The following is an 18946-nucleotide window of genomic DNA, read 5'->3' as shown; positions in this document are numbered from 1 at the left end:
CATGGCGAAAGCCCTGATGCCCACGGACGGCGTTTCGCTTGCCGCCGAGGCCAACCGGACCTGGAACACCGTCGAGGTCGATCCGATCACCCTGCGAGTCATCGGTGGTGCACTCAACTCGATGGCCAAGGAGATGGCCCAGGTCCTCTACCGGATGGCGTACTCCAGCCTGATCCGCGAGTCCGAGGACCTCGGCGCCGGCATCTTCGACGTCAACGGTCGCGAGCTGTGCGAATCGGATTCGACTCCGATGCACTGCGGTTCGATCCCCGCCTACATCCGCGGCGTCAACCGCAAGCTCGCCGGCACCTACAAGCCGGGTGACGTGATCCTGCACAACCACCCCTATCACGGCGCCGCCCACTCCCCCGACTACGGCGTGATCATCCCGATCTTCTGGGAGGGTGAGCACATCGGTTTCGCCGGGTGCACCGGGCACGTCTCCGACATCGGCGGCAACTTCCCCGGCCTGTGCATGGACGTCGTCGACGTCTGGGCCGAGGGCAAGCTGATGGACTCGATGAAGATCTACGACGGCGGCGTCCGCAACGACATGCTGATCCAGCACATCCTGGACAACGTGCGGACCCCGGAGCAGAACCGCGGTGACCTCGAGGCTCTCATCGCCTGCTCGCGGATCGGCGAGAAGCGGTTCATCGAGCTGCTCGAGAAGTACGGCCTCGACGTCGTCATGAGCGCCGCAGACCGCTGGATGGACTACTCGGAGGAGATGCTGCGCAGTCGAATCCGGCAGATCCCCAACGGCAGCTACGAAGCTCCGATCGGCTACCTCGACGACGACGGCAAGAACCGCGGTGTGCCGCTGAAGGTCGCGGTGCGCGTGCAGATCGAGGACGAGGACGTCCTCATCGACCTCACCGGTTCCAATGACCAGGTGCCGACGGCGTTCAACGTGCCGTTCGAGGGTTCGGTGCTGCCCGTCGCGGTGAGTGCGATCCGCACCATCCTGCTCGACGAGTACCTCACCGAGGAGTTCGTCCCGCAGAACGACGGGTGTTTCCGTCCGGTGCGCGCCTACGCCCCGGAGGGCACGATCTTCAACCCGGACTTCCCGGCGTCGTGTTTCGCTCGGTTCTCTCAGGTCAACCGCATCTTCGACTCGATCAACCTGGCGCTCGCACCGGTGTTGCCCGAGCGGGCGATCGCCGGTTCGTCGGCAGCACTGTGCGCGATCGCCTACTCGGGTCTGGCCGAGGACGGCGAGTCGTACTGGGTGTACATCGAGATCAACGAGGGTTCCTACGGCGCCCGCAACGGCAAGGACGGCATGGACGCCGTCGACGCCCTGATGGCCAACACCCGTAACAACCCGATCGAGGAACTCGAGCTCAACCACGCGATGCGTGCCGAGCGCTACGAGCTCCGCGACGAGTCGCCTGCTCCCGGCCAATGGCGCGGCGGCATCGGCAGCGTGCGGACCTGGTACATGCAGACCGACACCTTCCTCGGTTCCGAGGCCGACAACCGCACCGACCCGCCCGCCGGCGCTCTCGGCGGCGGCGACGGTGCATCGGGTTCCTTCATCCGGAACCCCGGCACCCCCGAGGAAGAAGTGTTGTTCTCCAAGGTGACCCAGGAGGTCATCCGCGAGGGCGAGCGTCTCGAGATCCGGATGCCGTCGGGCGGTGGGTTCGGCGATCCGTTCCTGCGTGACCCGTTCGCGGTGCTGTCCGATGTGTGGGACGAATACCTGTCCGCGGAGGAGGCTCGCCAGGATTACGGTGTCGTCGTGAACACCGACGACTGGACCGTCGACGCTGCGGCCACCGAGCAGCTGCGCTCGTCGCGGGTGGCGTCCTGAGCAGAGACTTCGGAGGGGCCGGTGATTCTGTCGCCGGCCCTTCCGGCATGTCCGGGATGCGCTCTGCCGAAATCGTCTCGGTCGCTGATCAATTGAACACGGTCATCTCGTGGGTGCCCGAGCAGTTCGGCATCGACTCCAAGGTTGCGTCCGGCCCCCTGTCGGGTGTGCGGATCGGCGTGAAGGACAACATCGAGGTCGGCGGGGTGCTGTCCACCTGCGGCTCGGAGTACTTCGCCGACCGGGTGGCATCTGCCGACGCGGCGTGCGTGACCGCGTTGAAGAAGGCCGGCGCCGTCATCACCTCGACGCTGAACCTCGCCGAGTTCGCCGTCGGGGTGACGAGTCAGAACTCGGCGTCGGGCGGGTCGGTGAACCCTTGGGATGCGTCCCGGGTGCCGGGCGGTTCGAGCGGCGGGTCGGGCGTCGCGGTCGCAGCGGGAGTCGTCGACGTGGCGCTGGGTACGGACACCGGCGGGTCCATCAGGTTGCCCGCCGCGTGCTGCGGCGTGACCGGCCTGCGGCCATCGGTCGGCATGCTCGACATGACCGGGATCTTCCCGGTGAGTGCCGATTTCGACACTGTCGGACCTCTGGCACGTTCGGCGGCACAGGTGCGAGAGACGTTCGCGGTCCTCGCCGAAGCCGACCCGGAACCCCTGCGGACCGGGCCGCTCCGCATCGCGCTGCCGTGGCCGTTCGTCACCGACGAGGTGGACCCGGCTGTGCGCGACGCGGTCGGCGCCGCCGCGGGCCTGCTACGTCAGTTGGGCCATTCGATCGTGGAAACGCCGGTGCCACTCAGTGAGACGGCACAGGACGTGGTCTACACGTTGATCTACTCGGACCTGGCGACGACCCACGCGGAGCGATTGCGCGACGAGCCGAGCCGGTTTCAGCCGGCGACGCGCGAACGAATCCGGCTGGGACTCAGCATCTCCGACGAACAGGTGGTCGGCGCACTGCGGCGGCGCGACGAATTCCGCTCCGCCATGCGAGATGTGTTCACCTCGGTGGACGCGGTCCTCACCCCGGCGATGCCGGTCGACGTCCCGCTGCTGGGCGGGGGTGGCGCCGTCGTCGAGCAGGCGCGTCGGATGGGACAGCTGACCTACCCGTGGTCGTTGCACGACGGTCCGACGCTCGCCCTGCCGGTGGGTGTTCATCCGTCCGGGATGCCCATCGGCGCCCAGATGACCGCCGCCCACGGCGCCGAGGGCACGCTGTTCGCACTGGCCGAGCACTTCCAGGAGCACACCGACTGGCACCTTCGACGCCCGCCGGTGCACGTGGACGTCTGAGGGCTCGCCTCAGTTCTGGCGTCGGAGCAGGTCCATCTGTTTGTAGACGTCCCCGAGGTGGTCGAGGTGGCGGCGCATGAGCGTCATCGCGGTCATGGAGTCCCGCGCCTCGACCGCTTCGAGGATGGCCCGGTGGTCCTCGTCGACGCACTTCCAGAAGTCCTCCGGCGCGGTGTCCCGGCTGAATCGGCTTCCGATGACCCGGAACACCGGCACGGTGATGAGGTCGAGGAGGGGGTTGTCGGCGGCGCGGAGCAGCACCCGATGGAATTCCTGGTTGTTGGCGTACACCTCGGGACCGATCTCGCCGGACGGATCGAAGATGGTGGCGCGCAACTCTTCCAGATGGGTGTCGGTGTGGCGGTAGGCGGCCACCCCGGCCGCGGGCACCTCGGTGAGTTGCCGGACCTCCATGAGTTGGTCGACGGTCACGCCCTCGGCTGCGGCGAGAAGTGTTACCCCCGCCTCGAGATGCGCGCTGAGCTGACTGATGTCGGGAGTGGCGACGAACGTCCCACCTGTCACCCCGCGGGTGGTGTGGACCAGGTTCTCGCTGGCGAGGGACCGGATGGCCTCACGCACGGTGCTCTGCCCCACCCCGAACTCGGCGCGCAGATCGGTGTCGGGTGGCAGTCTGGTGCCCGGAGTCAGCTCACCGGCCAGGATGCGGACCCGAAGCGCGTCGGCCACCACCTGATATGCCGGGCGGCGGGCGGACTTATTCGCTTCTGTCACAACGTCTTCCGATCAGCGGTGGGTTTGCTCAAACCTACCAGATCGATGACCTGGAGACGACGCTGCAACAACAGCTTTCGACTGCGGCCGGCCGAGCGTGCACCGGCGGCGTCGGCGCTTGCCGACTGCCAGTGGTGTGCGCTGTGGCGGGCGTCAGGCGGATCGTCGGCGCCCGGCTCGTCGATTCGACGCCTCGACCTCCGCGATCGCGATGCGGAGCATCTCCCCGAAGCGGCTCCAGTACGCGGCCTCGTCGTCGTAGAACCGGATGGTCCGAGGATCGGCGGCCGCCAGCCGGGCACCGTTGGCCCTGCTCTGCCAGTGTTCCCACTGGTCGTCGCACACCTGGAGATAACCGGTGAGTGTGGCGGCGTCGTGGTTTCTCAGTGCGGCGATCCTGCTCGGCATCGAAGTCCCCCTCGTCGGCGTGGCTCGGTCACACGCTATGCCGTGGGTACGACAATCCCCTGCACCTGCGTCGGCGCCTTGCCCCACGAGGTGCGTCGCCCGCTCTCTCACCTCAGTAAGCCGGAGTCTCAGCGCTACCCGCCAGAGGTGCGGGGCCGGGTGTGAGCGGTCCAGGCTTGGCCGTCGTGGTAGCGATCCGCGGTCGCATCCTGCGGGTCCGGGTACCACCCGCCGCAGAGACCTGCCCCGCCGGCCGCCGCGGTGCGCGTGGCCGCCGACCTGCGGGACACGAGGACGACGATCCCCGCGGTCCCGGCACCGAGGATCGCCAACAGCACCACGAGCACAACGAGCAGCAAGAGGATCGACATGCGTCGACCGTATCGAGCGTGCGTCGTGCAAGACGGGCGAATACGTCGAATGACAGACCCCCGCACCGCGCCGAGCCATGACAATTCGGTGCAAAAGTAGTCGTACTCGGTGCCCGTCATCACGGGTGCCGCGGTTGGATCAGAGCAACACACCGCCGGATACCTCGATGCGTTCACCTGTCACCCAACGGAACTCGCGGGACACCAAGGCTGTGATCGCGTCGGCGATCTCATCTGGGTTGCCCACTCGCCCGAGCGCGGTTTGCCCGGACAATGCCGCGCGCATGGCTTCGTCATCGCGCATCGCTCCGCCGTTGAAGTCGGTTGCGGTGGGACCGGGCGCAATCGAATTGATCCGGATGCCCCGAGGGCCCAGTTCAGCAGCGAGGCTACGGGTGAGTGCTTCGAGGGCTTTCTTTGATGCCGCGTATACGGAGGTTGCCGGGCTGACGTGTCGGCTCAGCGAACTCGATACGTTCACGATGCTTGCTCCTTCTGACATGTGGGGCAGGAAAGCCTGGGTGACGAAAAGCGGTCCGCGGACGTTGACCGCGAACATGGCATCGAAGTCGTCGGCCGTAATGGCGCCGAGCGGCGCGAACAGGCCCACCCCGGCGTTGTTGACCAGCACGTCGATGGTGCCGGCGTTCCACTCCCGCCTGATGCCGGCGAGCGCAGCGACACGTGCCGCCTCGATGGAGGAGAGGTCTGCGACATCCACCTGGACCGCGATGGCTTCTCCGCCCGACTCGTTGATGTCGTCCACGACTTCACCCCCACCGCCCCGCGAGGCCGCGACAACTCTGATCTTGTTTCTGGCCAGGGCGAGTGCGGTTGCTCGTCCTAGTCCACGGTTGGCACCGGTCACGAGGGCAATACGGGTCATCTCATCTCCCAGATAAATAAGTAAATAGATACTTACTTGTAAGGTAGATCGAGCCGAAATGCCCGTCAATCCGAAGCAGGGGGATGACCCATGGCCCGCGATGCCGAAGCCACCAAACTGCGTATCCTCGCTGCGGCAACCGACGAGTTCTCCGCGCACGGATTTGCGGGTGGGCGGGTAGAACGGATCGCTGCGAAAGCCGAGAGCAACGTTCGGATGATCTACGCGTACTACGGCGGCAAGAATGGTTTGTTCGATGCGACCCTGGCCGACGCGCTGCGTCGCATGGCCGAGAACGTCCCGCCGCGCCCTGAGGACCTCGCCGGTTGGGCCGGAGACGTCTTCGACCACCATCAGCGTTTCCCCGAGGTGCTCCGGTTGAACATGTGGGCTCAGCTCGAGCGGCCGGATTCCTCGGCTGAGCCCAGCGAGATCTATCGAAACAAGGCGCTCGCCGTCGCGACGAATGCGGCTCAGCCGCTGTCGGCGGTGGACGTCCTGGTCTTCATCTACGCCATCGCGCAGGCCTGGCAGTTGTCGCCCAAAGGGCTTACCGATCTTGAGGAAACCTCGGCCGACGATGGGGGCGTTGCTGCTCGCCGGCAATCGGTGGTCACCGCCGTCGAGCGAATGTTGCAGGCCAACTCCTGAGTCGGGGACGCTCATCGTTCACCCGATCGGGGACCATTCGCTCAGCAGTGCACCGACACCGCCATCAGAACGGCGGGGAGCTGACCATCAGCGATTTCCTTTGGAAGTGTGGAGTGGCGCGATCCGGACGAAGTCCTGACCGTAACCCTGACGGACTGAGGCCGTAATACTGTGTGCTACCTCGTAATTCGACGATATTGCATACGATGCCAAGTAAAGCGCCTGCATACCTTCAGGGCAGCCACTCCTCCCGGTCCCGGGCGTGGTCCTACGCGCCGACGACGACCTCGTGTGAGGTGCCATGGTGGGCTTCGTGCTCAGGGGCACTCTGGCCATCATCTCGCTACTGGTCGTCGCGACACCTGATGGTCCTGTGTACTCCAGTAAGGTCGGCAATCTTCTCGCGATGGACGCGGAGTCTCACAGCGACGAGTACACGCGCAAGTGCACGGTCGTTGCGGACTCCGCCTCAACGGCCGCGAGTCGGGCCGGCTACCGATCGGCGGCCGAGATCTATGCGTCGAGTCGTTGAGATTCAGGGGCGCCGGCCCTGTGCCCGTCTGTGCACTGCGGGGCCGTACGTGCGCTCTGCCGATGCACTGACCTGAGATTGTGGTCGTCAGGCCTCGACGGTCCTCACCGGCACCCCCAGCCGCTGCGCGCGCCGGATCATGGTGCGCGCGTTGTCGATGGCCGCGCATCCCGGGTCGTTGTTGAAGTACACGTAGACGTCGCAGGCATCGTCGTATGCGTCGGCGAGGCGTCGGAGCCAGCTGTCGATGGCGCGGACCCCATAACTCATGGGGCGCTTCGCTGTTCCGTCGTGCAGTCGCAGGTAACCGAAGTCGGCCGTGCGCCACGACGGGGTGAGCATCCGGTTCTTCCGGTCGGCCCAGCACAACGCGGCGTTGTGCTGTTCGAGGATCTCCCGGATCTCGTCGGTCCACCAGGAGTCGTGGCGGGGTTCGACGGCGACCTGGACGGTCGTCGGGAACAGGGCGAGGGTCTCGGCGAGAGCAGCCGGCTGTGCCTTCAGGTTGGGCGGCAGTTGCAGGAGCACCGGTCCGAGCCGGCCGTCGAGTCCCTCGGACCGGTCGAGGAACCGCTGCACGGGCTCGGCCGGTTCGTTCAACCGCTTGATGTGGGTGAGGTAGCGGCTCATCTTCGCGCCCATGCGGAAGTCGCGCGGCACCGCCTCGGCCCAGTGCTCGAAGGCTGTCTTCTCGGGCAAGCGGTAGAAGGTGTTGTTCACCTCCGCGGTCGGGAAGTGCTCCGCGTAGTGGTTCAGCCACAACCGTTGGGGCAGCTTCTCGGGATAGAACGCGCCGCGCCAGTCCTTGTACTGCCACCCCGACGTACCGATGAACAGCATCGCTCCACCTATCCGCTCGCGACGGGTCTACGAATCCCGCCGGCCGCTCGCCAGGCGTGTGGGTGTCGAATCACGGACGGCGGGTACCCGTCGGCGGAACGTTGCAATCATCGACTGGGAGTGACACATGACCAAGCTCGCGATCATCTACTACTCGTCCACCGGACACGGCACGACGATGGCGCAGGAGCTCGCGTCGGCCGGGGAAGCCGCCGGGGCCGAAGTGCGCGTCCGCCACATCGCCGAGACCCGAGACCCCGAGACCTTCGCCGACAACCCGGCCTGGTCGGCCAACTACGAGGCCACCAAGGATCTCCCCGCCGCGACGGGCGACGACATCGTCTGGGCCGACGGCGTGATCTTCGGCAGCCCAACCAGGTTCGGCAGCACGGCTTCTCCGTTCCAGACCTTCATGGACTCGCTGGGCGGCCTGTGGGCGCAGGGCAAGCTGGCCGACAAGGCCTATGCCGCGTTCACCTCCAGCCAGACCGCCCACGGCGGTCAGGAGACCACCCTCACCGGGCTCTACACGTCGCTGATGCACTTCGGCGGCGTCCTCGTCCCGCCGGGGTACACCGACGGCCTGAAGTTCGCCGACGGCAATCCGTACGGCGTCTCGCACGTCACCGGTCCGGAGAACCAGAACGAACTCGACGACGCCACCAAGGCGGCGCTCGGCCACATGGCGCAACGTGTGGTGCGTATCGCGGGACTCCTCGCCGGCTGAGTTACCGCTCACAGAATCCGTTCCCGCTCACCCGATTTGTGTGAGCGAGAACGGAACTTGTGAGCGCGACGAGGACCGGAAACGGGTTGACAGCGGTGGCCCAGGGGTCCACCATCGGTCCTCGTGTCTGTCAGTGTGTCGCCCTCTGGGCGTGAGGAGGTCGTCGGCGTCGTGCGCGCCGACGGTTGAGCACCCCGCCCCGACCGGCGCGCGTCCCCCAGTTGTGGACCGCGCCCGTCGAATCGTGCTCTCTTCTCCCTCCTCCGACACCTGAGGTGTACCCACCCATGCATTCTTTGACCGAAGCCCAGATCCGCTCGTCGTTCGTCAACGCCTCGCTGCGCGAGCGCAAGAGCCTGACCCTCCCGCCCGACTTCGACGACTTCGACTGGGAGAGGCTCGATTTCGCCGGTTGGCGGGATCCGAAACTCCCGATGGTCGGGTACGTGGTCATCCCGACCGACGATGACGTCGTCGGGATCATGCTGCGACTCGGCGGCCGCCAGCCCCGCACCCGTCCGCTGTGCTCGTTCTGCGAAGACGTGCACCTTCCCAACGAGGTCGCCTTCTTCAGCGCGAAGTTCGCCGGCGCATCCGGACGCAAGGGCAACACCGTGGGCACGTTGATCTGCTCACACTTCGAGTGCTCGGCCAACGTCCGCGCCAAGCCGTCGGCGATCTTCTCCACCGATGACCCCGAGACCGTCCGGCAGCAACGCATCGCCGCGCTGCGTGGACACCTCGCCGGTTTCGCCGAGCGCGTGGCGAGTGGCGACAGCTGAGGACCCCAGGGACCTGGATCGGCAATAGTGGACCCATGACGTCGTTGTTCATCCGAACACTCCAGACCCACCAGTGGCTGTACGAGCACTCGGGCGGCCTCGTCGGGCATCGACTGCTCATGGGCAATCCCACGCTGCTGCTGCGCACGATCGGGCGTCGTACGGGCGAGGCGCGGTGCAACGCGCTCACCTACGCCCGGGACGGTGAGGCCTACCTGGTGGTCGCGTCGAACGGCGGTTCACCGCGGCCACCCGGTTGGCTCGCCAACCTCAAGGCGCACCCGCACTGCGAGATCCAGGTCGGACGCCGCCGCGTGCAGGTCACGGCCCGACCGACGTATCCCGACGACCCGGACTACGCCCGTAGGTTCGTTCTCGCCGACGAGGTGAACAACGGTCGCTACGCGGCATATCAGAAGAAGACGTCACGCCCGCTGGCGATCGTCGAGCTGACGCCGCGTTAGCGGGATGCCCCGGGCTGGGCGATGACATCCACCCGGATCGTCGGTCGGTATCTGTAGGAGACCCCGACGACCCGAGGACAACAATGCGCACGCTGGCGATCACCCAGAACATGACGCTCGACGGCTCGATCGAGATGCTGACCAACTGGTTCGACCCCACGGTCGACGCGCCCGATCTGATGGCCGAGTCCCATCGGCAGGACGCCGACGCCGACGCCCTGCTCGTGGGCAGGCAGACCTTCGAGGACTTCCGCGGTTTCTGGCCTCATCAGACCGATGACGCCACCGGGATCACCGAGTACCTCAACAGCGTCGACAAATACGTGGTGTCGAGCACGATCACGGACCCGGAGTGGCAGAACTCGACGGTGCTGTCCGGCGACGTCGTCGACAAGGTGACCGCGCTGAAGAGCACCGACGGCAAGGACATCGTCGTCACCGGCAGTATCAGCCTGTGTCACACGCTGATCGACGCCGGTCTGGTCGACGAGTACCGATTGTTCGTCTACCCCACCGTCCAGGGATCGGGCCGCAGGCTGTTCCCCGAGGGTCTCGAGATCCCCGAGCTGCGACTCGTGGAGACGAAGAGCTTCGAGCTCGGGGTCTCGCTGCTGCGCTACCGGACGGTGTGAGCCCTCAGGATTCGATCTCGGCCCGCGCATCGTCGCGGATGGTCGGCAGGTCCAGTCCATACGTCTGCCCGCCGGACCGCTCGTAGTCGACGAGCCGCGCGGCGGCGCGCTCGAAGAGGCGACGAGCGCCGACGGTGTTGCCACGTCGGTGATGAGTCAGGCCGACGCACAGTTGCGCGAGTCCCTGCCAGAGCGGCCGCTCCTCCGGTGGGCACGACTTCCACCGCGTCTCGTAGACCTCGTGCGCGGAGAACGGTCTCCCCTCGTCGAGGAGCTGCCGGGCGAGCGCGATCGTCTCCTCCGGAGGCAACGGATCCTCCGAGACGGGTTCGACGCCCTGTGCGCCGTACGGCAGCGGACGGCCGAGCTCATCACGCGGCCGCGCCTGGCGAGCGCGGCCGTCGGGATCGCGGTCGCGGTCCTTGTTCATGCTCCACACCTCCGGCTCTCGGCTCGGGTTCACTGTGGCAGATGCTGCTACGTCGGAGCGCATCGTCCCCGACCGGCCAAAACGAGAAAGGTCAGGTCGCTGTCCGCAACCTGACCTGGTGATGCTCGCTCGAGCGAAATCGCTCTCGGTGGGCGAAGGGGGACTTGAACCCCCACGTCCCGAAGGACACTGGCACCTGAAGCCAGCGCGTCTGCCATTCCGCCACTCGCCCGTGGCCACCGATGTTCCGGTGGGCGTGTCGTCGAACTGGGTGCGTCCGGCGACTGGACGACGATAGCAGCACGCCGCCACCGAAACAAAACTCGATCTCCGACGTTGCATTTGTGCAGTACGTCGGGTTACGTCGGACGTCGGAAACAGGCGATTGGGACAGATGGTGCACACGGTGCTCCAGTTGCCTTGGTGGCACAGTTGGCCGTTGTTGTCGCTATCATCAAACAAGGCCAGATGCACGGCGACACGCTCTATTGCCGCGGAAGGAGGTCTCGGTGGGGATCCTGCAACGACTAGAACGCAAGCTCGAGGGTGCGGTCGACGACGGTTTTGCACGCGTCTTCGGTGGTCAGGTGGCCCCGCAAGAGATCGAGAACGGGCTGCAGCGAGAAGCCGAGGAGTCGCTCGAGAACCTCGGTGACGGTACCGTCCTTGCGGCCAACGCCTATACGTTGCTGTTCAGCCCGACCGATCATCAGCACATCGCTGCGGAATACGAGCTGAACCGCAAGACTTTCTCGAAGCATTTGGAAAACTTCATCAAGGACAACGGATGGCAGACCTACGGCAAGGTCGTCGTAGAGTTCGAGCAATTGCCGTCCTTGCACACGGGGATCTTCCGCGCTCGCGGCACGGTCAACCCGGATGCGCGGCCCCGACCGGTGGCTGCGCGTACGGAGCAGCCGCAGGATGCACGAGCGCCGAAGGCCCCCAACCCGCCGGCCGGACCTCCGGCACCTGTTGCTTTCCCGCCGAACGCCCCCGACCAAGGAGCCCCCAAGATGACTCAGAACCCCGGATACGACCAGCGCAGGGGCGCCGATCCCGCCTACGACCCCTACGGTCAGGGTGCGGGCCAGCAGGGCTCGGGACAGGGGTACGACCAGCAGGGCTACGACCAGTACGGTCAGCAGCCCGGGTACGACCAGCAGGGTTATGACCAGCAGGGTTATGACCAGCAGGCCTACGGTCAGCAGCAGCCCGGCGGATATGACCAGCAGGCCTACGGCCAGCCCGCCGGGTACGGACAGCCCGGCTACGAGCAGCAGGGCTACGGCCAGCAACCCGGCGGCTACGAGCAGCAGGGCTACGGCCAGCAGCCGGGGTACGGACAGCCCGGCTACGAGCAGCAGGGCTACGGCCAGCAGCCCGGCGGCTACGGGCAGCAGGGTTACGACTACCAGCAGGGCGGCTACGACCAGGGTTACGGGCAGCAGCCCGGATATGACCAGGGTTACTCGCAGCAGCCCGCATACAACCAGGGTTACGACCAGCAGGCCTACGGTCAGCAGCCGGCAGGCTACGACTATCAGGGCGGTTACGACCAGGGTGGCTACGGCGCCGGACGTCCGGCCGCCGGCTACGCACCGTCGTCCATCACACTTCTCCTCGAAGACGGCAGCAACCGCACCTTCCAGCTGCACGAGGGTTCCAATGTGATCGGTCGCGGTCAGGACGCCCAGTTCCGTCTCCCCGACACCGGCGTCTCCCGCCGTCACGTCGAGATCCGCTGGGACGGGGCCACCGCCATGCTCACCGATCTCAACTCCACCAACGGCACCACGGTCAACGACCTGCAGGTCAACACCTGGGAACTCGCCGACGGCGACCGCATCCGCGTGGGGCACTCCGACATCACCGTACGGTTCCAGTAGCAGGCGCGACCGCCGGACACAACGCCCACACGACGCGGGCGGCAATCGTTACCGGCCGGAGCGGTTGATACGGAACTGTCATATGCGAATGACCGGGTTCGGCGGATCTCCCCATAAGATGCAGTCGGGTCCGCCCGTTGCGATCGGCTTCGCCGACGATCGTCTTCGCAACCGGTACGACCGACCGAGATGTCACGCGCTGGAGGTGGACACGACATGCAGGGCTTGGTGCTGCAGCTGACCCGCATCGGGTTCTTGTTGCTGCTCTGGCTTTTCGTCTTCGCCGTGATCCGCACGCTGCGCGCCGACATCGCCTCCGCAGGCGGCCTGCGCATCCCCCGGTACTCGGGCGGCTCGGAGAAGCGTCGGCGCGGTGGCGGTGTCCGAGGCGCGGCCCGCTATCTGGTCGTCACGCACGGCGCCCTGGCGAACACCCGGATCAGCCTCGGACAGCAGCCGGTACTCCTCGGACGAGCCGATGATTCGACACTCGTGCTGACCGACGACTACGCCTCCGAACGACACGCACGGCTCTCTCGACGCGGCGACGAGTGGTACGTCGAGGACCTCGGCTCCACCAACGGCACGTACCTCGACCGTTCCAAGGTGACGACCGCGGTCAAGGTTCCGCTGAACACGCCGATCCGCATCGGCAAGACCGTGATCGAGTTGCGCCCGTGACACTTGTGTTGCGCTACATCGCGCGCAGCGATCGCGGTCTCGTGCGGTCCAACAACGAGGATTCGTTCTACGCCGGCCCCCGCCTGCTCGCGCTCGCCGACGGCATGGGCGGGCACGCCGCAGGTGAGGTCGCCAGCCAGCTGGTCATCCGCGCGCTCAGTTCGCTCGACGACGACGAGCCCGGCGGCGACCTGCTCAGCCAGCTCGACCGCGCGACGCGAGCCGGCAACGAGGCCATCGCAGCCCAGGTGCACGAGTCACCCGAACTCGACGGCATGGGCACCACCCTCACCGCCATCCTGTTCGCCGGCAGCCGGATCGGCCTGTGCCACATCGGTGATTCGCGCGGCTACATGTACCGCGACGGCGTGCTCACCCAGATCACCCGTGACGACACCTTCGTCCAGACCCTCGTCGACGAAGGACGCATCACCGCCGAACAGGCCCACACCCACCCGCAGCGGTCGCTGATCATGCGGGCGCTGACCGGCACCGAGGTGGAGCCGACACTCACGATGCGTGAGGCCCGTGCCGGCGACCGCTACATGCTGTGCAGCGACGGCCTGTCCGACGTCGTCAGCGAGGAGACGCTCGCCGAAACCATGGGATCCATCGCCGATCCCAAGGAATGTGCCGACCGCCTCATCGAACTCGCGCTGCGTGGCGGTGGCCCCGACAACGTCACCGTCGTGCTCGCCGACGTCGTCGACACCGAATACGGCGATTCGCGCCCCATCGTCGGCGGCGCCGCCGGCGGCGGGAACGAAGAGATCTACACCCCGGATCCGGCCACCGCTGCGGGACGCGCCGCGGCACTGCGGCCACCACCGGCCGAGCCGCAGCGTCCGACGGTGCTCTCCGAGGAGCAGCCGGCGTCGAAGCAGAAGAGCAAGTGGCGCCGCTGGATCGTCGCCGGGGTCGCGCTGACCGTCGTGGCCGCGCTGGTCGCAGGCATCTTCGTGGTCCGCGCGATCGTCCGCAGCAACTACTACGTGGCCGCCGACGACTCCGGTGACGTCCTCATCTACCAGGGTTCACCCGAGAAGGTGTTCTTCCTGTCGATGAGCAATCCGGTTCAGCGCGTCTGCGTCGAAGACCTCGACCAGGAAAAGCCGACGTACACCTTCATCTCCTACGAAGACAGCTGCGAGTTCCCGCTGAACGTCGACGACCTGGTGTCCGGGCCTGCGCAGTCGGTGAAGAACGTGCTGATCAGGGACAAGAACGAGCAGCAGATCCAAGGCGTGGTGACCGACGAGCTTACGTTCCGCTGCGACAATGCACCCTCGGCGACGCCCCCCACCGGGGCGCCCCCGTCAGCGAGCACCCCGGCACCCGAGTCGACGCCCGGCACCGACCCCTCGGCGCCGGCCCCTCGTGCCACCGCGGCACCCGCCCCCGGCGGACCGCAGCAGGGCACGACCGGATCGGCCGCCCCGGCCCCCGCGCCCGCACCCGACCAGGACGCCGCCACGAGCTGTCGGCAGCAGGTGCGATGACTCAAGCCGCGCCCGCCCCGCACGCACCGCCACGCCAGCCCGCCACGAGCACCGGCCGCAACGCCGAGCTGCTGCTCCTGGTGTTCGGTATCGGCCTGGTGACGGTGGCGCTCCTCATCGTCCAGGCCGCCCAGGGCCAGAACCTGACCTGGGACATCCTGAAGTACGTCGCCGCTTACACGGCGCTGTTCGGGGTCGCCCACCTGGTCGTCCGTCGCTACGCACCGCACGCCGATCCGATCATGCTGCCCGTCGTCGCCGTGCTCAACGGGCTGGGCCTGGTTCTCATCCACCGCCTCGACCTCGGCACCGGCAACACCGGGGAGTCGGTGAACGCGACCGAGGTGACCAACAACGCCGACCAGCAGTTGTTGTGGGCCGTGCTGGGCATCATCGCGTTCTCCGCGGTGCTCATCCTGATCCGCGATCACCGCACACTGTCGCGGTACGCCTACACCCTGGGTCTGGGCGGTCTGGTCTTCCTGATCATCCCGGCGATCCTGCCGAGTGCCTTCTCGGAGATCAACGGATCCAAGAACTGGATCATCACGCCGTTCTTCTCGATCCAGCCCAGCGAGTTCTCGAAGATCCTGATCATCATCTTCGCCGCCGCGGTGCTGGTGTCCAAGCGCGACCTGTTCATCACCGCGGGCCCGCACATCCTCGGCGTCGACCTCCCCCGCGCCCGCGACCTCGGCCCGCTGCTCGCGGCATGGGCCATCGCGATCGCCGTGATGGTGGTCCAGAAGGATCTCGGTACGTCGCTGCTGATCTTCGCGACGATCCTGACGATGCTGTACGTGGCCACCTCGCGCGTGGAGTGGCTGGTCCTGGGCATCGGACTGTTCGCGATCGGCGCGGTCTTCGCGTGGTCGATCTTCTCGCATCTGCAGACCCGTGTGTCGGTGTGGCTCAACCCGTTCGAGGACTTCGACGGTTCGGGATACCAGATCGGCCAGAGCCTGTTCGGGCTCGCCACCGGCGGTCTGTTCGGCACCGGCCTCGGGTCGGGCCGACCCAACATCGTGCCGTTCGCCAACACCGACTTCATCATCTCGACCATCGGCGAGGAACTGGGCCTCGCAGGGTTGACCGCGATCCTGCTGCTGTACATGATCTTCATCCACCGCGGCCTCCGGACCGGGATCGCGGTCCGTGACAGTTTCGGCAAACTCCTCGCCACCGGCCTGGCGTTCACCATCGCGATGCAGGTCTTCGTCGTCGTCGGCGGTGTCACCAAGCTGATCCCGCTGACCGGTCTGACCACACCGTTCCTCTCCTACGGTGGGTCGTCGCTGCTGGCCAACTACATCCTGGTCGCGTTGCTCATCCGGATCTCGAACGCCGCGCGCGAGCCCGATCCCGGCAAGAAGCGGCCCGCGGCCACCCCGGTCGAGTCGCTGCCCACCCAGGTGGTGAAGCGCCGATGAACAAGCCGATCCGGAACGTGTCGATCGCGGTGATCGTGATGATCATCGCGCTGCTGGCCAACGCCACCTACGTCCAGGTGTTCAAGGCCGAGGCCCTCAAGACCGACACCCGCAACAACCGGGTGCTGCTCGATGAGTACTCACGTCAGCGCGGACTGATCACCACCGCCGACGGCACTGTGATCGCCCTGTCGGTGCCGACGGACAGTCGACTGAAGTTCCTGCGTCAGTATCCGCGCGAGGGCGCCGAGGCGTTCGCGCCGGTCACGGGCTACTACTCGTTCCAGTACCTGGCCAGCCAGATCGAGCTCTACGAGAACGGCATCCTCAACGGTTCCGACGACCGCTTGTTCGGTCAGCGGTTCATGGACATGTTCTCCGGTCGCGACCCCCGCGGCGGCAACGTCGTGACGACGATCAACCCGAAGGTGCAGCAGGCGGCCTACCGCGCCATGCTCAACGGTCCGTGCGACGGACCGTGCCGCGGCGCGGTGGTCGCCTTGCAGCCCAACACCGGCAAGATCCTGGCGATGGTCTCGACCCCCAGCTACGACCCGAACCGACTGGCGAGCCACGACCAGGAGGTTCGCGAGAGCAGCTGGGAGGCGTGGAACCGTCCGGGTGACACCGCGCAGCCGATGCTGAACCGTGCGATCAGCCAGCTGTACCCGCCGGGATCGACGTTCAAGGTCGTGACCTCGGCCGCCGCGCTGCGCGACAACGTCACCCCGAGCATCCGTCTCACCGCGGCACCCAGCATCCCGCTGCCGGGTACCAACGTGTCGCTGCCCAACTACGGCGGGGAGACCTGCCCGGGCTCGTCGGGCGGCACCGTCACGCTCGAGACGGCGTTCAAGTACTCGTGCAACACCGCGTTCGCCGAACTCGTCACCGAGAAGATGTCCGACGCGATCCCGAAGTTCACCGAGACCGCGAGTCTCTTCGGCCTCGACCAGCCCGGGCCGGACATCCCGATGCCCGTCGTCGATTCGACCGTGGGACCGATTCCCTCACTCGACGTTCTCGCACAGGCCTCGATCGGCCAGCGCGACGTGCGGCTCACCCCGCTGCAGAACGCGATGATCGCGGCGACCGTCGCCAACGGAGGTGTGCGCATGCAGCCGTACCTGGTGGATAAGCTTCAGGCCGCGGACCTGCGCACGTTGCAGACCACGCCGCCGACCACCGCCAACAAGCCGATCACCCCCGAGCAGGCCGCCGAGCTGACGTCGATGATGATCGAGTCCGAGCGGTCCACCGCCGGTGGCGGCGGGCCGGTGTCGATCGCGTCGAAGACCGGTACCGCGGAGAGCGGCTCGAGCACGGACACCCCGTTCTCGTGGTACATCGCCTTCGGCCCGTCGTCGAACGCACAGATCGCGGTTGCGGTCGTGGTGGAGAATGGACAATTCGGTGCGGATTCGGTCGGCGGGACCGTCGCGGCACCGATCGGACGAGAAGTGATCAATTCACTGGTGGGAGGTGGCAGTCGATGACCCTGCAGAACGGCACCACCATCGGTGATCGTTACCGGCTCATCCGCCTGATCGCGACCGGCGGCATGGGGCAGGTCTGGGAAGCCCTCGACACGCGTCTCAACCGGCGTGTCGCGGTAAAGGTCCTCAAGGCCGAGTACACGAACGACCCGGAGTTCATCGCGCGCTTCCGCGCCGAGGCCCAGACCACCGCGAAACTGAACAACCCCGGCATCGCGAACGTCTTCGACTACGGCGAGACCCCCGACTACAACGGCGGCGACCCGCTCGCGTACCTGGTCATGGAACTCGTCGACGGCGAGCCGCTGAACTCGGTGATCTCCCGGCTCGGGCGGTTGTCGCTGACCAACACCCTCGACATGCTCGAGCAGACCGGTCGCGCGCTGCAGGCCGCCCACAGCCAGGGACTCGTCCACCGCGACGTCAAACCCGGCAACATCCTGATCACACCGATAGGTCAGGTGAAGATCACCGACTTCGGCATCGCCAAGGCCGTCGACTCGGCGCCGGTGACCAAGACCGGCATGGTCATGGGCACCGCGCAGTACATCTCTCCCGAGCAGGCCACCGGCGACGAGGCGACCGCCGCGTCGGACGTCTACTCGCTGGGTGTCGTCGGCTACGAGGCCCTCACCGGTCGCCGGCCGTTCCTCGGCGACGGCGCGATCACGGTGGCGATGAAACACATCCGCGAGTCACCGCCGCCGCTCCCGTCGAACCTGCCGTCGGGTGTTCGTGAGCTCATCGAGATCACCATGGCCAAGGACCCGCGACAGCGCTACGCCAACGGCGGCGAGTTCGCCGATGCCGTGGCCGCGGTGCGGGCAGGCCGCCGACCACCACGACCCGGTGCGATCGCCGGCGCCGTGGCCGGCGCGGCCGGAGCCGCGGCTCTCGGCGGTGCGGTCGCCCGCGCGTCCACTCCGCCGACCGGTGCGGCGTCCCGGCCGATCACCCCGCGGCCCACCTCCCGCACCCCGGTCGCACCGCCACCGGACAACAGCTGGACGACGGGCCAGAAGGTCCTGGCCGGTGTCGCGGCGGCTCTGCTCGTCGGCGCACTGGGCCTGATCGGTTTCTATTTGCTGAGCAGCGGCAACGGCGGTGCCGCCACCCCGCCGCCGAGCTCGCCGTCGACGGTCGTCGAGACCACGACGACCGTCGAACCGACCGAGGAACCCGACGAGCCGACCACGACGCGTCGAACCACCCGCACCACCACGAGCGAAGAGACCACCACCACCGAGACCACGGAGGAGACGACCACCCTCGCGCCGACCGGGCCACCGGACGGGCCGCCGGACACCGGTGCCGCCACCGGAACGCCGTGCTTCCCAGGAGTGCCGTTCTCGCCGTTGTGCTGATGGGCG

The 18946-nt window shown here is 66.9% G+C and carries 19 protein-coding genes and 1 tRNA gene; 13 read left to right on the top strand and 7 right to left on the bottom strand.

What is annotated here, in order from left to right:
* Window position 1: 1 nt before the first annotated feature.
* Together ACSUZC_RS00310 and ACSUZC_RS00305 are read left to right on the top strand one after the other, a co-directional pair.
* Window positions 2-1822, top strand: a complete 1821-nt coding sequence (locus ACSUZC_RS00310; protein ID WP_439030966.1) for a hydantoinase B/oxoprolinase family protein — start codon at window positions 2-4, stop codon at window positions 1820-1822.
* Between the two features lie 56 nt (window positions 1823-1878).
* Window positions 1879-3123 carry an amidase gene (locus ACSUZC_RS00305; protein WP_439030965.1) on the top strand — a complete coding sequence of 415 codons (1245 nt, stop codon included), beginning with the start codon at window positions 1879-1881 and terminating at the stop codon, window positions 3121-3123.
* 9 nt (window positions 3124-3132) lie between these two features.
* Here the strand turns inward: ACSUZC_RS00305 and ACSUZC_RS00300 are convergent, their stop codons facing one another.
* From ACSUZC_RS00300 to ACSUZC_RS00285, 4 genes are all read right to left on the bottom strand, one after another.
* A complete protein-coding gene (locus tag ACSUZC_RS00300; RefSeq protein ID WP_439030964.1) occupies window positions 3133-3858 on the bottom strand; it encodes a FadR/GntR family transcriptional regulator in 726 nt (241 codons plus the stop codon).
* A 153-nt stretch (window positions 3859-4011) separates the two neighbouring features.
* Window positions 4012-4266, bottom strand: coding sequence for a hypothetical protein (locus ACSUZC_RS00295; RefSeq protein WP_439030963.1), 255 nt, complete (start codon window positions 4264-4266; stop codon window positions 4012-4014).
* A 134-nt stretch (window positions 4267-4400) separates the two neighbouring features.
* Window positions 4401-4637, bottom strand: coding sequence for a DUF2510 domain-containing protein (locus ACSUZC_RS00290; RefSeq protein ID WP_439030962.1), 237 nt, complete (start codon window positions 4635-4637; stop codon window positions 4401-4403).
* A 139-nt stretch (window positions 4638-4776) separates the two neighbouring features.
* Window positions 4777-5523, bottom strand: a complete 747-nt coding sequence (locus ACSUZC_RS00285) for an SDR family NAD(P)-dependent oxidoreductase (RefSeq protein ID WP_439030961.1) — start codon at window positions 5521-5523, stop codon at window positions 4777-4779.
* A gap of 90 nt (window positions 5524-5613) precedes the next feature.
* On the opposite strand from ACSUZC_RS00285, the gene ACSUZC_RS00280 reads away from it, so the two are divergent.
* Window positions 5614-6174: a TetR family transcriptional regulator gene (locus ACSUZC_RS00280; RefSeq protein ID WP_439030960.1), complete on the top strand. Its 561-nt coding sequence runs from the start codon at window positions 5614-5616 to the stop codon at window positions 6172-6174.
* Window positions 6175-6793: 619 nt separating this feature from the next.
* Here the strand turns inward: ACSUZC_RS00280 and ACSUZC_RS00275 are convergent.
* Window positions 6794-7546 carry a DUF72 domain-containing protein gene (locus ACSUZC_RS00275; protein ID WP_439030959.1) on the bottom strand — a complete coding sequence of 251 codons (753 nt, stop codon included), beginning with the start codon at window positions 7544-7546 and terminating at the stop codon, window positions 6794-6796.
* A 127-nt stretch (window positions 7547-7673) separates the two neighbouring features.
* Here ACSUZC_RS00275 and wrbA point away from each other — a divergent pair, with 127 nt between their 5' ends.
* From wrbA to ACSUZC_RS00255, 4 genes are all read left to right on the top strand, one after another.
* The gene (gene wrbA / locus ACSUZC_RS00270; protein WP_439030958.1) at window positions 7674-8273 is read left to right on the top strand and encodes an NAD(P)H:quinone oxidoreductase; all 600 of its coding nucleotides are present in this window, start codon (window positions 7674-7676) and stop codon (window positions 8271-8273) included.
* 287 nt (window positions 8274-8560) lie between these two features.
* Entirely contained in the window at window positions 8561-9055 is a 495-nt protein-coding gene (locus ACSUZC_RS00265; RefSeq protein WP_439030957.1) for an FBP domain-containing protein, read from the top strand.
* Window positions 9056-9090: 35 nt separating this feature from the next.
* Window positions 9091-9519: a nitroreductase family deazaflavin-dependent oxidoreductase gene (locus ACSUZC_RS00260; protein ID WP_439030956.1), complete on the top strand. Its 429-nt coding sequence runs from the start codon at window positions 9091-9093 to the stop codon at window positions 9517-9519.
* A gap of 83 nt (window positions 9520-9602) precedes the next feature.
* On the top strand, window positions 9603-10151 hold the full coding sequence (locus ACSUZC_RS00255; RefSeq protein WP_439030955.1) for a dihydrofolate reductase family protein: 549 nt from the start codon (window positions 9603-9605) through the stop codon (window positions 10149-10151).
* Between the two features lie 4 nt (window positions 10152-10155).
* Here the strand turns inward: ACSUZC_RS00255 and ACSUZC_RS00250 are convergent, their stop codons facing one another.
* On the bottom strand, window positions 10156-10581 hold the full coding sequence (locus tag ACSUZC_RS00250; RefSeq protein WP_439030954.1) for a DUF309 domain-containing protein: 426 nt from the start codon (window positions 10579-10581) through the stop codon (window positions 10156-10158).
* A gap of 149 nt (window positions 10582-10730) precedes the next feature.
* Window positions 10731-10813, bottom strand: a tRNA-Leu gene (locus ACSUZC_RS00245).
* 277 nt (window positions 10814-11090) lie between these two features.
* Here ACSUZC_RS00245 and ACSUZC_RS00240 point away from each other — a divergent pair.
* The 6 genes from ACSUZC_RS00240 to ACSUZC_RS00215 all read left to right on the top strand — a co-directional run bounded on the left by ACSUZC_RS00240 (window position 11091) and on the right by ACSUZC_RS00215 (window position 18940).
* Entirely contained in the window at window positions 11091-12470 is a 1380-nt protein-coding gene (locus ACSUZC_RS00240) for a DUF3662 and FHA domain-containing protein (RefSeq protein ID WP_439030953.1), read from the top strand.
* Window positions 12471-12686: 216 nt separating this feature from the next.
* The gene (locus ACSUZC_RS00235; protein ID WP_238423556.1) at window positions 12687-13151 is read left to right on the top strand and encodes an FHA domain-containing protein FhaB/FipA; all 465 of its coding nucleotides are present in this window, start codon (window positions 12687-12689) and stop codon (window positions 13149-13151) included.
* Window positions 13148-14650 (top strand): PP2C family protein-serine/threonine phosphatase, encoded by a 1503-nt coding sequence (locus ACSUZC_RS00230; RefSeq protein ID WP_439030952.1) that lies wholly within the window; start codon window positions 13148-13150, stop codon window positions 14648-14650. The genes ACSUZC_RS00235 and ACSUZC_RS00230 overlap by 4 nt, the downstream gene beginning before the upstream one ends.
* A complete protein-coding gene (locus ACSUZC_RS00225) occupies window positions 14647-16080 on the top strand; it encodes an FtsW/RodA/SpoVE family cell cycle protein (RefSeq protein ID WP_439030951.1) in 1434 nt (477 codons plus the stop codon). The genes ACSUZC_RS00230 and ACSUZC_RS00225 overlap by 4 nt, the downstream gene beginning before the upstream one ends.
* Window positions 16077-17576: a peptidoglycan D,D-transpeptidase FtsI family protein gene (locus tag ACSUZC_RS00220; RefSeq protein ID WP_439030950.1), complete on the top strand. Its 1500-nt coding sequence runs from the start codon at window positions 16077-16079 to the stop codon at window positions 17574-17576. Before ACSUZC_RS00225 ends, ACSUZC_RS00220 begins: the two co-directional genes overlap by 4 nt.
* Window positions 17573-18940 carry a protein kinase domain-containing protein gene (locus ACSUZC_RS00215; protein WP_439030949.1) on the top strand — a complete coding sequence of 456 codons (1368 nt, stop codon included), beginning with the start codon at window positions 17573-17575 and terminating at the stop codon, window positions 18938-18940. Before ACSUZC_RS00220 ends, ACSUZC_RS00215 begins: the two co-directional genes overlap by 4 nt.
* The last annotated feature ends 6 nt before the right edge of the window (window positions 18941-18946 follow it).

It is taken from the genome of Gordonia terrae (genome assembly GCF_051789125.1).
Lineage (GTDB): Bacteria > Actinomycetota > Actinomycetes > Mycobacteriales > Mycobacteriaceae > Gordonia > Gordonia terrae_A.
This window is presented reverse-complemented; position numbering and strand designations above follow the sequence as displayed.

Bases quoted from the DNA above. Each gene is read 5' to 3' on its own strand.
- ACSUZC_RS00310 (WP_439030966.1), top strand. From the start codon at position 2: ATGGCGAAAGCCCTGATGCCCACGGACGGCGTTTCGCTTGCCGCCGAG.
- ACSUZC_RS00305 (WP_439030965.1), top strand. From the start codon at position 1,879: ATGCGCTCTGCCGAAATCGTCTCGGTCGCTGATCAATTGAACACGGTC.
- ACSUZC_RS00295 (WP_439030963.1), bottom strand. From the start codon at position 4,266: ATGCCGAGCAGGATCGCCGCACTGAGAAACCACGACGCCGCCACACTC.
- ACSUZC_RS00290 (WP_439030962.1), bottom strand. From the start codon at position 4,637: ATGTCGATCCTCTTGCTGCTCGTTGTGCTCGTGGTGCTGTTGGCGATC.
- ACSUZC_RS00285 (WP_439030961.1), bottom strand. From the start codon at position 5,523: ATGACCCGTATTGCCCTCGTGACCGGTGCCAACCGTGGACTAGGACGA.
- ACSUZC_RS00280 (WP_439030960.1), top strand. From the start codon at position 5,614: ATGGCCCGCGATGCCGAAGCCACCAAACTGCGTATCCTCGCTGCGGCA.
- ACSUZC_RS00275 (WP_439030959.1), bottom strand. From the start codon at position 7,546: ATGCTGTTCATCGGTACGTCGGGGTGGCAGTACAAGGACTGGCGCGGC.
- wrbA (WP_439030958.1), top strand. From the start codon at position 7,674: ATGACCAAGCTCGCGATCATCTACTACTCGTCCACCGGACACGGCACG.
- ACSUZC_RS00265 (WP_439030957.1), top strand. From the start codon at position 8,561: ATGCATTCTTTGACCGAAGCCCAGATCCGCTCGTCGTTCGTCAACGCC.
- ACSUZC_RS00260 (WP_439030956.1), top strand. From the start codon at position 9,091: ATGACGTCGTTGTTCATCCGAACACTCCAGACCCACCAGTGGCTGTAC.
- ACSUZC_RS00255 (WP_439030955.1), top strand. From the start codon at position 9,603: ATGCGCACGCTGGCGATCACCCAGAACATGACGCTCGACGGCTCGATC.
- ACSUZC_RS00250 (WP_439030954.1), bottom strand. From the start codon at position 10,581: ATGAACAAGGACCGCGACCGCGATCCCGACGGCCGCGCTCGCCAGGCG.
- ACSUZC_RS00235 (WP_238423556.1), top strand. From the start codon at position 12,687: ATGCAGGGCTTGGTGCTGCAGCTGACCCGCATCGGGTTCTTGTTGCTG.
- ACSUZC_RS00225 (WP_439030951.1), top strand. From the start codon at position 14,647: ATGACTCAAGCCGCGCCCGCCCCGCACGCACCGCCACGCCAGCCCGCC.
- ACSUZC_RS00220 (WP_439030950.1), top strand. From the start codon at position 16,077: ATGAACAAGCCGATCCGGAACGTGTCGATCGCGGTGATCGTGATGATC.
- ACSUZC_RS00215 (WP_439030949.1), top strand. From the start codon at position 17,573: ATGACCCTGCAGAACGGCACCACCATCGGTGATCGTTACCGGCTCATC.